General features: G+C 51.8%; 12 protein-coding genes. 8 read left to right on the plus strand and 4 right to left on the minus strand.

What is annotated here, in order from left to right:
- Positions 1–23: 23 nt before the first annotated feature.
- From fdnG to fdnI, 3 genes are read left to right on the plus strand one after another with little or no spacing between them, the layout of a single operon-like run.
- Entirely contained in the window at positions 24–3,071 is a 3,048-nt protein-coding gene (fdnG, locus tag QEN31_RS11675) for a formate dehydrogenase-N subunit alpha (RefSeq protein ID WP_010989019.1), read from the plus strand.
- A gap of 13 nt (positions 3,072–3,084) precedes the next feature.
- Positions 3,085–3,969, plus strand: a complete 885-nt coding sequence (gene fdxH / locus QEN31_RS11680) for a formate dehydrogenase subunit beta (RefSeq protein WP_000061599.1) — start codon at positions 3,085–3,087, stop codon at positions 3,967–3,969.
- A complete protein-coding gene (gene fdnI, locus QEN31_RS11685) occupies positions 3,962–4,618 on the plus strand; it encodes a formate dehydrogenase-N subunit gamma (RefSeq protein WP_000045657.1) in 657 nt (218 codons plus the stop codon). The genes fdxH and fdnI overlap by 8 nt, the downstream gene beginning before the upstream one ends.
- A gap of 90 nt (positions 4,619–4,708) precedes the next feature.
- On the opposite strand, the gene adhP is transcribed toward fdnI, so the two are convergent.
- The 4 genes from adhP to bdm form a co-directional block, all read right to left on the minus strand.
- A complete protein-coding gene (adhP, locus tag QEN31_RS11690) occupies positions 4,709–5,719 on the minus strand; it encodes an alcohol dehydrogenase AdhP (RefSeq protein WP_000642447.1) in 1,011 nt (336 codons plus the stop codon).
- Between the two features lie 285 nt (positions 5,720–6,004).
- Entirely contained in the window at positions 6,005–7,702 is a 1,698-nt protein-coding gene (locus QEN31_RS11695) for an NAD-dependent malic enzyme (protein WP_000450511.1), read from the minus strand.
- A gap of 176 nt (positions 7,703–7,878) precedes the next feature.
- Positions 7,879–8,022 carry a stationary-phase-induced ribosome-associated protein gene (sra, locus tag QEN31_RS11700; RefSeq protein ID WP_000841559.1) on the minus strand — a complete coding sequence of 48 codons (144 nt, stop codon included), beginning with the start codon at positions 8,020–8,022 and terminating at the stop codon, positions 7,879–7,881.
- A 94-nt stretch (positions 8,023–8,116) separates the two neighbouring features.
- Positions 8,117–8,332: a biofilm-dependent modulation protein gene (gene bdm / locus QEN31_RS11705; RefSeq protein ID WP_000495700.1), complete on the minus strand. Its 216-nt coding sequence runs from the start codon at positions 8,330–8,332 to the stop codon at positions 8,117–8,119.
- 512 nt (positions 8,333–8,844) lie between these two features.
- On the opposite strand from bdm, the gene QEN31_RS11710 reads away from it, so the two are divergent.
- The 5 genes from QEN31_RS11710 to treY all read left to right on the plus strand — a co-directional run bounded on the left by QEN31_RS11710 (position 8,845) and on the right by treY (position 15,321).
- Positions 8,845–9,276 carry an OsmC family protein gene (locus QEN31_RS11710; protein ID WP_000152297.1) on the plus strand — a complete coding sequence of 144 codons (432 nt, stop codon included), beginning with the start codon at positions 8,845–8,847 and terminating at the stop codon, positions 9,274–9,276.
- A gap of 349 nt (positions 9,277–9,625) precedes the next feature.
- The gene (gene hdeB, locus QEN31_RS11715) at positions 9,626–9,955 is read left to right on the plus strand and encodes an acid-activated periplasmic chaperone HdeB (protein ID WP_001032161.1); all 330 of its coding nucleotides are present in this window, start codon (positions 9,626–9,628) and stop codon (positions 9,953–9,955) included.
- Between the two features lie 142 nt (positions 9,956–10,097).
- Entirely contained in the window at positions 10,098–10,883 is a 786-nt protein-coding gene (locus tag QEN31_RS11720) for an OBAP family protein (RefSeq protein WP_000698598.1), read from the plus strand.
- 128 nt (positions 10,884–11,011) lie between these two features.
- On the plus strand, positions 11,012–12,796 hold the full coding sequence (treZ, locus tag QEN31_RS11725) for a malto-oligosyltrehalose trehalohydrolase (protein WP_000095534.1): 1,785 nt from the start codon (positions 11,012–11,014) through the stop codon (positions 12,794–12,796).
- Entirely contained in the window at positions 12,793–15,321 is a 2,529-nt protein-coding gene (treY, locus tag QEN31_RS11730) for a malto-oligosyltrehalose synthase (protein ID WP_000613145.1), read from the plus strand. Before treZ ends, treY begins: the two co-directional genes overlap by 4 nt.
- The last annotated feature ends 10 nt before the right edge of the window (positions 15,322–15,331 follow it).

Genomic DNA, 15,331 nt, shown 5'->3' on the forward strand with positions numbered 1-15,331 from the left:
TCCGTGGAAAAAAGAGGAAAGCAATGGACGTCAGCCGCAGACAATTTTTTAAAATCTGCGCGGGCGGTATGGCGGGAACAACGGTGGCCGCACTGGGTTTTACCCCTAAAATGGCCCTGGCTCAGGCGCGAAACTATAAGCTGTTGCGCGCAAAAGAGATCCGTAACTCCTGCACATACTGTTCCGTAGGTTGCGGGCTATTAATGTATAGCCTGGGAGATGGGGCAAAAAACGCGAAAGAAGCGATTTACCATATTGAAGGCGACCCGGATCATCCGGTAAGCCGTGGCGCGCTGTGCCCGAAAGGGGCCGGTTTGCTGGACTATGTTCACAGTGAAGATCGCCTACGCTATCCGGAATACCGCGCGCCGGGTTCCGACAAGTGGCAGCGCATTAGCTGGGATGACGCTTTCACTCGTATTGCTAAATTAATGAAAGCCGACCGCGACGCCAACTTTATTGAAAAGAATGAGCAGGGCGTCACGGTTAACCGCTGGCTCTCTACCGGAATGCTGTGCGCCTCGGCGGCCAGCAATGAAACGGGTATGCTGACGCAGAAGTTTGCGCGTTCTCTCGGTATGCTGGCGGTAGATAACCAGGCGCGCGTTTGACACGGACCAACGGTAGCAAGTCTTGCTCCAACATTTGGTCGCGGTGCGATGACCAACCACTGGGTGGATATTAAAAACGCCAACGTCGTGATGGTGATGGGCGGCAATGCCGCAGAAGCGCATCCGGTGGGTTTCCGCTGGGCGATGGAAGCGAAAAACAATAACGATGCGACGCTGATTGTCGTTGATCCACGCTTTACGCGTACGGCGTCGGTGGCGGATATCTATGCGCCAATACGTTCCGGTACAGACATTACCTTTCTGTCCGGCGTTTTGCTGTACCTGATCGAAAATAACAAAATCAACGCTGAATACGTTAAGCATTACACCAACGCCAGCCTGCTGGTGCGGGATGATTTTGCCTTTGATGACGGTCTTTTCAGCGGCTATGACGCCCAAAAGCGTCAGTACGATAAATCCTCCTGGAACTACCAGTTTGATGAAAACGGCTATGCCAAACGTGATGAAACGTTGACGCACCCACGCTGTGTGTGGAATCTGCTGAAGCAGCACGTTTCGCGCTACACGCCGGACGTCGTGGAAAACATCTGCGGTACGCCGAAAGCGGATTTCCTGAAGGTGTGTGAGGTGTTGGCCTCTACCAGCGTTCCGGATCGCACTACCACCTTCCTGTATGCGCTGGGCTGGACGCAACATACCGTCGGGGCGCAGAACATCCGTACTATGGCGATGATCCAGTTGCTGCTCGGCAATATGGGGATGGCTGGCGGCGGTGTGAACGCCTTGCGCGGCCACTCTAATATTCAGGGCTTAACGGATTTAGGACTGCTCTCCACCAGCCTGCCGGGTTATCTGACGCTGCCATCGGAAAAACAGGCCGATCTGCAAACTTATCTGGCAGCGAATACCCCCAAAGCGACGCTGGCCGATCAGGTCAACTACTGGGGTAATTATCCTAAGTTCTTCGTCAGCCTGATGAAATCTTTCTATGGCGATGCGGCGCAGCAAGAGAATGACTGGGGCTTTGCCTGGCTGCCTAAGTGGGATCAGTCCTATGACGTGATCAAATATTTCAACATGATGGATAGCGGGAAAGTCACCGGCTATTTCTGTCAGGGCTTTAACCCGGTGGCGTCCTTCCCGGACAAAAACAAAGTGGTGCAAAGCTTAAGCAAACTGAAGTATCTGGTCGTTATCGATCCGCTGGTGACTGAAACGTCAACGTTCTGGCAGAACCACGGCGAATCTAATGATGTCGATCCGACAACGATTCAGACCGAAGTCTTCCGTCTGCCGTCTACCTGTTTTGCGGAAGAGGATGGCTCTATCGCTAACTCCGGTCGCTGGTTACAGTGGCACTGGAAAGGTCAGGACGCGCCGGGCGAAGCGCGTAACGACGGCGAGATTCTGGCCGGTATTTACCATCGTCTGCGTGAAATGTATCGCGCAGAAGGCGGTAAAGGCGCCGAACCACTATTGAAGATGAGCTGGAACTACAAGCAGCCGGATGAACCGCATTCGGAAGAAGTGGCGAAAGAGAACAACGGCTATGCGCTGGAAGATCTCTATGACGCCAACGGTACACTGCTTGCCAGGAAAGGCCAGTTGTTGAGCAGTTTTGCATTACTGCGCGATGACGGTACGACATCCTCCTCCTGCTGGATTTATACCGGTAGCTGGACGGAGCAGGGCAACCAGATGTCCAGACGTGATAACGCCGACCCGTCAGGGCTTGGCAATACTCTGGGTTGGGCGTGGGCATGGCCGCTAAACCGTCGCGTATTGTATAACCGCGCTTCGGCGGATCCGCAGGGTAAACCGTGGGATCCAAAACGGATGCTGATCCAGTGGAACGGCGCGAAGTGGACAGGGAACGATATTCCGGACTTTAACAACGCGGCGCCGGGGAGCGGGACCAATCCATTTATCATGCAGCCGGAAGGGCTGGGACGTCTGTTTGCTATTGATAAAATGGCGGAAGGGCCGTTCCCTGAACACTACGAGCCGATGGAAACGCCGCTGGGCACTAACCCGCTGCACCCGAATGTGGTCTCGAACCCGGCGGCGCGTCTGTATGAAGAAGATGCGCTGCGCATGGGTAAGAAGGAGCAGTTTCCGTACGTGGGCACGACTTACCGCCTCACAGAGCATTTCCATACCTGGACCAAACATGCGCTACTTAACGCTATCGCTCAGCCGGAACAGTTTGTGGAGATCAGTGAGACGCTGGCGGCAGCGAAAGGTATCGCTAACGGCGACTATGTGAAGGTGAGCAGTAAACGCGGGTTTATTCGCGCGGTCGCGGTGGTAACTCGTCGTCTTCGCACCCTGCATGTCAACGGTCAGCAGGTTGAAACGGTGGGGATCCCGATTCACTGGGGCTTTGAGGGTGTCGCGCGCAAAGGCTATATCGCCAATACTCTGACGCCAAATGTCGGTGATGCCAACTCGCAAACGCCGGAATACAAAGCGTTTTTAGTTAACATCGAGAAGGCGTAAGGGAGGCGAACATATGTCTATGGAAACGCAGGACATTATTAAACGGTCCGCAACAAACGCCATCACGCCGCCTCCGCAGGCGCGTGATTACAAAGCCGAAGTCGCGAAACTGATCGACGTCTCCTCCTGTGTCGGCTGTAAAGCCTGCCAGGTAGCCTGTTCTGAATGGAACGATATTCGCGATAACGTTGGTCATTGTGTCGGGGTGTACGATAACCCTGCCGATCTCAGCGCCAAGTCCTGGACGGTGATGCGCTTTACCGAAACCGAGCAGAACGGCAAGCTGGAGTGGCTGATTCGTAAAGATGGTTGTATGCACTGTGAAGATCCAGGCTGTCTTAAAGCCTGTCCATCTGCCGGGGCTATCATCCAGTACGCGAACGGGATTGTTGATTTTCAATCTGAACACTGTATCGGCTGTGGTTACTGTATCGCCGGGTGTCCGTTTAATATTCCGCGCCTCAACAAAGAGGACAACCGCGTTTATAAATGTACGCTCTGCGTCGATCGCGTCAGCGTGGGCCAGGAACCGGCCTGCGTCAAAACTTGTCCGACCGGGGCTATTCACTTCGGCACCAAAAAAGAGATGCTGGAACTGGGTGAGCAACGCGTGGAGAAGTTAAAAGCGCGCGGCTTTGAACATGCCGGTATCTACAACCCGCAGGGCGTCGGCGGTACGCACGTCATGTATGTGCTGCACCATGCCAATCAGCCGGAGTTGTACCACGGCTTGCCGAAAGATCCGCAGATCGATACCTCAATCAATCTGTGGAAAGGGGCGCTAAAACCGCTGGCCGCAGCGGGCTTTATCGCCACTTTCGCCGGTCTGATTTACCACTACATCGGTATTGGCCCGAATAAAGAAACGGACGACGATGAGGAGGATCATCATGAGTAAGTCGAAAATGATTGTGCGCACGAAATTTGTCGACCGCGCCTGTCACTGGACGGTGGTGATCTGCTTCTTCCTGGTAGCGCTGTCGGGGATTTCGTTTTTCTTCCCGACGCTACAATGGTTGACGCAAACTTTCGGCACGCCGCAGATGGGACGTATTTTGCACCCGTTCTTCGGTATTGCCATCTTCATCGCGCTGATGTTTATGTTCGTGCGTTTCGTCCACCACAACATCCCGGATAAAAAAGATATTCCGTGGCTGAAAAATATTGTCGAAGTATTGAAAGGCAATGAGCATAAGGTGGCGGATGTCGGTAAATACAATGCCGGACAGAAGATGATGTTCTGGTCCATTATGAGCATGATTTTTGTGCTGCTGGTGACTGGCGTGATTATCTGGCGTCCGTATTTCGCGCAGTATTTCCCCATGCAGGTGGTGCGTTATAGCCTGTTGATTCATGCGGCGGCGGGCATTATTTTAATGCACGCGATCCTCATCCATATGTATATGGCATTTTGGGTGAAAGGCTCGATTAAAGGCATGATCGAAGGGAAGGTCAGCCGTCGCTGGGCGAAGAAACATCATCCACGCTGGTATCGTGAAATCGAGAAGGCGGAAGCAAAAAAAGAGAGCGAAGAAGGTATTCAGTAATTCTTTCGCAATCTGATAAACAAGGCGCTATCCTGGTAGCGCCTTGTTTTCATCTGCTGTCTGTATACTCAGACGACCACAGCAAATCGTTTAACGACGGAAATCGATGACCATACGGCCACGAATTTGTCCCTGTTCCATCTCTTTAAAAATAACGTTGATATCTTCAAGCGGACGTAAAGCGACTTTTGGCACGACTTTTCCTTCCGCCGCAAACTGGAAGGCTTCGGTCAGATCCTGGCGTGTCCCCACCAACGAACCGACAACCTGAATGCCATCCAGCACCAGGCGAGGGATATCAAGGTTCATGGCTTCTGGCGGCAACCCGACTGCCACCACGCGGCCTCCGGCGCGAACGGCATCTACTGCGGAATTAAACGCCGCCTTAGCGACCGCGGTAACCACCGCTGCGTGCGCGCCACCGGTTTTTTCCTGCACAATTTTAGCCGCATCTTCCGTACGTGAATTAATGGTCAGATCTGCGCCCATTTCCTCGGCCAGTTTCAGTTGTCCATCATTGACATCAATGGCGATCACTTTCGCATTGAAAACGTTTTTCGCGTACTGCAAGGCCAGATTACCCAGACCGCCCAGACCGTAGATGGCAATCCACTGGCCAGGTTTAATATGAGAAATCTTCACCGCTTTATAGGTGGTAACGCCCGCGCAGGTAATACTACTTGCCGCTGCAGAGTCCAGACCTTCCGGTACTTTCACCGCATAATCCGCGACGACAATACACTCTTCGGCCATACCGCCATCTACCGTGTAACCGGCATTTTTCACGTTGCGGCATAAGGTTTCATTGCCCGTATTGCAATACTCACAGTGTCCGCATCCTTCATAAAACCACGCGACACTCGCGCGATCGCCGGGTTTCAGCGAGGTGACACCAGGACCGACTTCCGCCACGACGCCAATGCCTTCGTGTCCCAGAATAACGCCGGTTTTGTCACCGAAATCGCCGTTTTTCACGTGTAGATCGGTATGGCATACGCCGCAGCACTCCATTTTTAGCAAAGCTTCACCGTGGCGAAGGGGACGCAGCGTTTTCTCAGTAACATCAACCTGATGATCTTGTGTGACAACAGCAGCTTTCATAACCTTCTCCTTTTATTAATAGTGAACTGCATAGCAGGTAAGTAATAGCAGGTAAGGCGCTATTACCTCTTTAGGATTAATATTTCTGATGAGTTATGCAAGGCGGCAGAAATACAATGTAATAGTTTAGCCAGGATTATCCTGATAAATCCCCGTTCAATACATAAAGGTGGCTAATATTAGTAGCTTGACAAATAAGCAGGGAAAGGAATTCAGGTGTGTCGACAGACTCACCAAAACTAAAGAAGAAAGTGATATCCGGCGGCATTCACCGCCGGGTACGTATTAAATGGAAGTCCGACGGTAGTCGCGGTATTCCGGTTTCCAGAAGTTATCGTCAATCGCCTGTTGCAGCGCTTCCGCAGAGGTTTTCACCGCTACGCCTTGTTGCTGCGCCATTTTACCTACGGCAAAAGCGATAGCGCGCGACACGACCTGGATGTCTTTAAGCGCTGGCAACACTAATCCTTCGCCGTTATTCACCAGCGGAGAATGTTTCGCCAGCGTCTCACTGGCTGACATCAGCATTTCATCAGTAATGCGCGATGCGCCGGAAGCGATAACCCCAAGTCCGATGCCGGGGAAAATATAGGCGTTATTACATTGTGCGATCGGATAAACCTTATCTTTCCAGATGACCGGCGAGAATGGGCTGCCGGTTGCCACCAGCGCGTTGCCTTCCGTCCAGGCGATAATGTCCTGTGGCGTGGCCTCCACGCGAGAGGTGGGATTAGAGAGCGGCATGACGATCGGGCGAGGGCAATGCTTATGCATCTCGCGGATGATCTCTTCAGTAAAGAGCCCGGTCTGGCCGGAAACCCCGATCAGAATATCCGGCTTCACGTTACGCACCACATCCAGCAGCGACAACACGTCATTTTCGGTATCCCAGTGCTGGAGATTGTCGCATTTCTGCACCAGTTTTGCCTGGAACGGCAATAAATTAGGCATCCGGTCCGTCAACAGGCCGAAGCGATCAACCATAAAAACGTTCTGTCGAGCGGCATCTTCGCTTAAACCTTCACGCTGAGTCTGCGCGATGATCTGTTCAGCAATCCCACATCCGGCGGAACCCGCGCCGAGGAAAACGATTTTCTGCTCGCTAAGCTGACTGCCGGCAGCGCGGCTGGCGGCGATCAACGTACCGACGGTCACGGCTGCGGTGCCCTGAATATCATCGTTAAAGGAGCAAATCTCATCACGATAGCGCGTCAACAGCGGCATTGCGTTTTTCTGCGCGAAATCTTCGAACTGTAGCAGGATATCTGGCCAGCGCTGCTTAACGGCCTGAATAAACTCATCGACAAACGCATAATACTCATCGTCGGTAATGCGCGGATGACGCCAGCCCATGTAAAGCGGATCGTTGAGTAACTGTTGATTGTTGGTGCCGACATCCAGCACAACGGGAAGGGTATAGGCCGGACTAATGCCGCCGCAGGCGGTGTATAATGACAGCTTACCGATAGGTATCCCCATTCCGCCGATGCCCTGATCGCCAAGCCCCAGAATCCGCTCGCCATCCGTCACCACAATAACTTTAATGTTGTGGTTAGGCACATTCTGCAAAATGTCGTCCATATTGTGACGGTTCGGATAAGAGATAAATACGCCGCGCGCCCGGCGATAAATCTCAGAGAAGCGCTCACAGGCCGCGCCCACGGTCGGGGTATAGATAACCGGCATCATCTCTTCAAGATGGTTTTGCACCAGTCGATAAAAGAGCGTTTCGTTGGTATCCTGGATGTTACGCAGGTAAATATGCTTATCGATTTCTGTTTTAAACCCCTGATACTGGAGCCAGGCGCGTTCGGCCTGTTCTTCAATCGACTCGACGACCTCTGGCAGCAGCCCTGACAAATTGAAGTTGCGGCGCTCTTCTACGCTAAAAGCGCTGCCTTTGTTTAACAGGGGGAATTCCAGCAATACAGGGCCAGCGTAAGGGATATAAAGGGAACGTGCTTTCTTGGTTGTAGTTTCCATGTTACTCACTCTTTTTCGAATAACTGTCCCTGGCACCGTCGTTTATCATCATATATTGCCTTCCACCAGGGAACCGACCCTGAGTATAAAGCATTGTGAGACGTTAAGGTCATTCCTATAAACAAAAACACCATTGCAGATGCAATGGTGTTTAACGTCATTTCAGGACTGTACGATTACTTTTGGCTGTCGGCGCGGCGCTTTCTGCCGGTTGGGTTATTCACCACGCTGCTGGTGTCGCCTTCAGTAACAACCTTACGCTGGTTGGAAATTCTGTAATCCAGTCCAAGTATATGACGAGCCTGACGGTTCGATTTCATGTTAACTCCTCAATCCTGTTGCTAGTTTTAAGGACAAATTCGCTTACGCGAAAGAAACGTAACCCCTAAGGTTGCCGATACAGCATAGCAGGTTTTACAGAGTCGGGTGCTGCCCGCTTACCACATAGTTGATGGTCTGCTGGTAGATGTCACTGAGGATGTCATTGTCGGAAGCCTCAACCCATTTGGTCAGCTCCATTAAAATATCATCTTCAGTGACAACGCCTAACTCCGCGCGTAATCCTTGTTCAATCGCGTTGACCAGGGCCGGTTGTGCTGCTGAGGTATTTGCTGAGTGATAAGTAAACATATAATGCCTCCGTGAACATGTATTTATTTAGTACGGCTCGCAGAAAATTAATTCGTATTCAGCATGGCAAATATTTTTGCGGCTGTGGTTAAGATTAGTCCTGGAGTTATTTTAACGCAAGGCGGAACTCTAATTGTTTACCCCTGAAGAAAATATATTACGTTTGCCAATTACATATCCTCATACAAATAGTGGTCAATTAATATACATTTAAAAGGCTACTTATTGTGATTTTTATCCTTTATTACAATGGGATAGGATAAATCTCAATATACATATAAAATATACATAATGGAATACGCCTCCAGAAGAAAAAGTAAGGACAAAAGGAGGGATATATTCTTTAAAGAAAGGGAGCCCTGTTGGTTTAATATTCATCACTGAAAAAACATACAACTATTTTCTATATCTGAAGTGCGGGTAATCGACAACATGCTACCTCCATCGGCATGGACAACGCAGATTAGCAGCATGGTCTATACTTTATTTTTTGAGCCAACAGGAGAGCAAAAATGACAATCCATAAGAAAGGTCAGGCACACTGGGAAGGCGACATCAAACGGGGTAAAGGTACTGTATCAACAGAAAGCGGCGTGCTTAATCAACAACCGTATGGATTCAATACCCGGTTCGAAGGCGCGCAGGGAACCAACCCGGAAGAGTTAATTGGCGCCGCACATGCGGCCTGTTTCTCCATGGCGCTATCACTCATGCTGGGAGAGGCTGGATTTACGCCGACATCCATTGACACCACCGCTGACGTATCGCTTGATAAGGTGGAGGCGGGCTTCGCCATTACCAAAATTGCGCTACAAAGCAAAGTCGCGGTAGCAGATATTGATGCTTCAACTTTCGATCAAATCATCCAGAAAGCAAAAGCCGGGTGCCCGGTATCGCAGGTTCTGAATGCGGAAATCACCCTCGACTACCAGCTTAACGCCTGATAACCTCTCCAGCCCGGTAACGATGGGTTGATCGGGCTGATGAATATACTTTCAGACGGAGGACTCGCTCCCGGTCTATCTGAGATCCTGCCGTATTTCTATCACCTCAACGCGCCGTAGACCACGTCTGCGGCTATTGTCGTGGCCTACTTTTTCGCCTTAAAATCTGCTCGCCATGTTGCTTTATTCATCAAACATCAAAATCAGTCAACGTAAATATCAATAATAGCCATATCACGGAGGGTGATCTTTATTCCTGAGAGAGGAGGGGTATTATTTTCTGTGTTCTACATTAACGGGTTAACGCGCAGATGTAGAGGTTATTTATATAATTATTGGAGCAACAACAATGAATAAATTCTCCCTTGCTACAGCAGGTATTATCGTGGCAGCGCTGGTAACCAGTGTTAGCGTGAATGCGGCAACAGATACTACTAAAACAAACGTTACGCCTAAAGGTATGAGCTGCCAGGAGTTTGTTGACCTCAATCCGCAGACGATGGCGCCAGTCGCTTTCTGGGTGCTGAATGAAGATGAAGATTTTAAAGGCGGGGACTACGTAGATTTCCAGGAAACTGAGACGACAGCAGTGCCGCTAGCCGTTGAGCTTTGTAAGAAAAACCCGCAGAGTGAATTAAGCAAAATAAAAGACGAAATCAAGAAAGAACTCTCAAAATAAGAGTAAACTGATATCAAAACCCGGCCTGTGTGTCGGGTTTTACTATTTGTGACACCGTCACAAATAACATCTTCCATTTCTTCTACCAATCACGTGGTATTGCACTATTTTCATTAGAGCCCTTTCACTATATGGAGACCTAATGAAAATTTTACCGCTGGCACTCTTTATCATTCCTTTTCTGGCCGGATGCGGCGCCAATAATACGCCGCCGCAAACACCTATTCCCGGGGAAAAAACCTCTGCCAAATTACGTACCCTGGAAACAGGCGCGGCGGCTATTCAATCCAGACCACCTGTCGATGCCATCAGTACCTACCTTGACGGGTTCCATTTTTATAGCGGTGATAAAAACGGACAGATGGAAGCGCACCATTACGTTACCGTCCTGAACGAAGATGTCATGCAGGCGGTGATTTACGACGGCAATACGAAAAACGCGCGCCTGATGGGGGTGGAGTACATTATCAGCGAACGTTTATTTAAAACGCTTCCTCCCGAGGAGAAAAAACTGTGGCACAGCCACCAGTACGAGGTGAAATCCGGTAGCCTGGTGGCGCCTGGCTTACCGCAGGTCGCTGATAAAGCGTTGATGAGTAAGATTGTTAATACTTATGGCAAGACCTGGCACACCTGGCATACCGACCGGGATAAAACCCTGCCAATGGGTATCCCTGCGCTGATGATGGGCTTTACTGGCGACGGGCAGCTTGACCCCGCGCTGCTGGCCGATCGGGATCGCCGTCTGGGAATTGATACCCAAGCCATTAAACGCGAGCGGCAGGATCTGCCTGAACATCCCGTTGTTAAGGGGGCTAACGCCTGGGAGCAGGGAGAGGTTATCCAGCTACAGCGTGTTCAGGGCTCTGGCGAACACGGGCGAGGCGATACCGCGCACTTCGGTACATCTGAGCAATCCCGACAATAATTCCACGGTTTTACACGCAGATACGAAAAAGAATGCCTGTTAAGTGACAGCGTCACGTAAAGATTAGCCCCATAGTCTATGCTTGTTCTTCGGATGTTGTAGAGGTTATGGGTTAAACGGAGCGACAAATGAGTTCAAAAATTTTTTGCAAAAGCTGGGGGGCTGAATATATCGCCGCTGATGTTGTCCGCTTTCGTCTTTGGGCCACCGGTCAGCAAAAGGTTATGCTCAGGCTTGCGGGTAAAGATCAGGAAATGCAGGCGAACGGTGACGGCTGGTTTACGCTGGACGTCGCCGGGGTGACGCCAGGTACGGAGTATAACTTTGTACTCAGCGATGGCATGGTGGTCCCCGATCCGGCTTCCCGCGCCCAAAAAACTGACGTCAACGGTCCGTCATATGTGGTTGATCCAGGCAGCTACACGTGGCGCAACACCGGGTGGAAAGGTAGCCGTTGGGAGCAGGCCGTGGTGTATGAGATGCATACAGGCACGTTCACTCCGGAAGGCACCTTCCGCGCCGCAATAGCGAAGCTGCCTTATCTCGCTGAACTCGGCGTTACCGTTATTGAAGTGATGCCCGTTGCGCAATTTGGCGGCGAGCGTGGCTGGGGCTATGACGGCGTACTGCTTTACGCGCCGCATTCTGCCTATGGGACGCCGGATGATTTCAAGGCGTTTATTGACGCCGCGCATGGGTATGGTCTTTCCGTCGTCCTGGATATTGTGCTGAACCATTTCGGCCCGGAAGGAAATTATTTACCGCTATTGGCGCCGGCGTTTTTCCACAAAGAGCGCATGACGCCGTGGGGAAATGGTATCGCCTATGATGTCGACGCCGTGCGGCGCTATATCATCGAGGCGCCGTTATACTGGCTGACAGAATACCATCTCGACGGCTTACGCTTTGACGCTATCGATCAGATTGAGGACAGTAGCGCCAGGCATGTGCTGGTTGAAATCGCACAACGTATTCGGGAAGACATTACCGACAGGCCCATTCATCTGACCACCGAAGATAGCCGCAATATTATTTCTCTGCATCCCCGAGATCAGGATGGCAATGCGCCGCTGTTTACCGCCGAATGGAATGACGATTTTCATAATGCCGTCCACGTTTTTGCGACCGGAGAGACCCAGGCCTACTACAACGATTTTGCTGATGCCCCGGAAAAACACCTCGCAAGAGCGCTGGCCGAAGGATTCGCTTATCAGGGAGAAATTTCACCGCAAACCGGCGAACCTCGCGGCGTAAAAAGTACCGGACAACCCCCGGTCGCTTTTGTGGATTTTATTCAGAATCACGATCAGGTCGGTAACCGCGCCCAGGGCGACAGACTGATAACCCTGGCGGGTGCTGAACGAACAAAAGTATTGCTCGCCACGTTGCTGCTTTCACCGCATATTCCGCTGCTTTTTATGGGCGAAGAGTATGGCGAAAGCCGTCCTTTTCTTTTTTTTACCGATTTCCATGGGGATTTAGCCCGCGCCGTTCGTGAAGGTCGCGCAAAAGAGTTTGCCGATCATGCAGGGGAAAATGTTCCGGACCCGAATGCGCCAGAGACCTTTCAACGCTCAAAACTTAACTGGAAGCAACAGCACAGTGAAGAGGGTAAAGCGTGGCTGGCGTTTACCCGCGAACTACTGCTTTTGCGCCAGAAGCATATCGTGCCGCTGTTGTCCGCTGCCCGTGAGAGCTCAGGAACGGTATTGCAAACCGCGCCCGGGTTTATTGCCGTTAGCTGGCGTTTTCCGGGAGGAACGCTGTCACTGGCGCTGAATATTAGCGCCACGACGGTATTGCTGCCCGATTTACCGGGTAAGACTCTCTTCGCCTGGCCGAATGAATCCACCGGGTCGCTTTCCCAACATTCTCTTATTGTCCGCTTAGCCCAGGGAGAGTCTGCATCATGATCCCAACTGCAACGTATCGCCTTCAGTTTCGCAATGGCATGACCTTCGATCGCGCTGCGGCGCTGGTGCCTTACCTTAAAAATCTGGGTATCAGCCATCTTTATGCCTCACCCATCTTTACCGCCACCAAAGCGTCAACGCATGGTTATGATGTCACCGATGCGAATGAGATTGAGCCTTCTATTGGCGGGCGCGAAGGATTTGAAAGACTGGTGGCTGAACTTAAAGCGCAAGGTCTGGGATTGATCATCGATATTGTGCCTAATCACATGGCCAGCTCGCTGGAAAACGCCTGGTGGCGCGACGTGCTTGAATATGGCAAGGAGAGCCGTTACGCGCGCCATTTCGATATTGACTGGTCGCGCCGACTGACGCTGCCTTTTTTAGGCGACACGTTTGACGCCGTGCTGGAAAACGGAGAAATTGCGATCAAGCCCGATCCCGCTACGGGTAAACCCGCGTTCGCCTATTATGATAACTATTATCCGCTTGCGCCGGCGACGTGGCAGGGGCGCGAGGCTGAAATACTGGCGCTTACCGATAAAGCCGCTATTGCTGATTTGCATGAGCGCCAGCCGTGGAAATTAATGTCCTGGCGCGATGCCGCTCGCTCGCTTTCATATCGGCGTTTCTTTGAGGTCACAGGGCTGGTAGGAATGCGGGTGGAAGATAAAACCGTCTTCGACGATACACATCGGCTGATTCTGGAGCTGGTCAGAACGGGGGCGGTTGACGGTTTACGTATCGATCATATCGACGGCCTTGCCGATCCGAAAGCCTATCTTGCGCGTTTACGTCAGGAAGTGGGGCCGGCGTGCTATATCACCGTGGAAAAAATTCTCGCTAAAGGCGAGCAACTTCCTGATGACTGGCCGGTTTCCGGCACCACAGGCTATGAATTTATCGCCTCGCTGGCGGAGGTGCTGGTTGACGATGAGCAGATAGACAATCTGCGCCAGGCTTACGAGACCGTAAAAGGCGCGCCAGTGGATATGCGGGCGGAATTACGGGCGGCTAAATTGCTGATGGTCGATCGCAATTTCGAGGGGGAATTTACCCGGCTGCTCGCGCTTGCGCTGTCGATTGCCAGCGAGCTACAGATCGCACAGGAAGAGAGCGTCGTTCGGCAGGCGTTACGCGAGTTATTAATTGCCTTTCCCGTATATCGCACTTACGGCACGGCAGAAGGGCTACCACCGACCGATATTTGCCTGTTACACCGTATTGTGGAACGGGTAAAGACGCTTGAAACCCCTCCGCAGCCAGAAGCGCTTACATTTCTGAGCCGTCTTCTTACCGGCGATGTTCCCGCCTCCAGCCAGGAGGAGGCGACACAGTTTCGCGTTCGGTTCCAGCAACTCACCGGTCCGCTGATGGCGAAATCGGTAGAGGATACGCTTTTCTTTCGTCAAAACATGGGACTGGCGTTAAATGAAGTCGGCGCCGAGCCCGTCACGCATCACTTCTCCATCGAACGCTTTCACCATGAGATGAAAACCCGACAGGCGCGACAGCCTGATGCGTTATCCGGTACGTCGACCCACGATACCAAGCGAGGCGAGGATGCGCGAGCACGCCTGTATACGCTTACCGAAGCGCCGGAGCAGTGGAGCGAATGCCTTGCCCGCTGGCGGCAGATGAACCAGACCCATGTCAAATTTTTGAATGATGGCACTGCGCCAAAATCGGCGGATACGTGGATGTTATATCAGGCGCTGACCGGCGTCTGGCCCCCGGTGCTACAACCACAGGATGAAACAGGCCTAAACGCGCTGAAAACACGCTTTGAAGCCTTTGTGGAGAAAGCGCTACGCGAAGCGAAGCTGCGTACCGATTGGGTGGACAGTAATGAGGCTTACGAAACGGCAATGCTTGATTACGCCCGTTATTTACTGGCGCCGGATAATCAGACATTTTTGCAGGATTTTTATCGTTCCTTGCAACCCTTCATCCGCGCAGGACTGGTTAACAGCCTGACGCAGACCGTTATCAAATTAACCGCGCCGGGAGTACCTGATATCTATCAGGGAAGCGAGGCGTTGAATTTTAGTCTTGTCGATCCCGACAACCGCCGCGAACCGGATTTCGCCACGCTGGCGCAGCAGTTAGACCAACTGACGCCGGGAGTTTTCTCGCGCGAAGAGAGTTGGCTGAACGGGCAGGTGAATCAGTATGTCACCGCCGCATTACTGCGTCTGCGTCAGCAGAATCATGAGCTCTTCCGTTTTGGCGACTATATACCGCTGCGGGCTGTTGGTCAGCGTGCCGACAAGGTCATCGCTTACGCCAGAGTCAATCATGATGATGCGCTGATTGTTGTTGCGCCCCGACTGGTGTTCGCCGAATGTGACGGCTTATTGTCACAATCGCATAGCGGTTTCTGGTCAGGAACCGACATTATTATACCCGGACAGCTTAATCAGCATCGTTATCGCAATGTGCTTACCCAGGAGAGGTTAATGCCTGGTGAACGCCTGTCGTTGGCCTCACACCAGGGCGGCGTACTGGTTTTAATGAGCGACTGAGTTTATGTGT

The sequence above is a fragment of the Salmonella sp. SA15303 genome (genome assembly GCF_029962125.1).
Lineage (GTDB): Bacteria > Pseudomonadota > Gammaproteobacteria > Enterobacterales > Enterobacteriaceae > Salmonella > Salmonella enterica.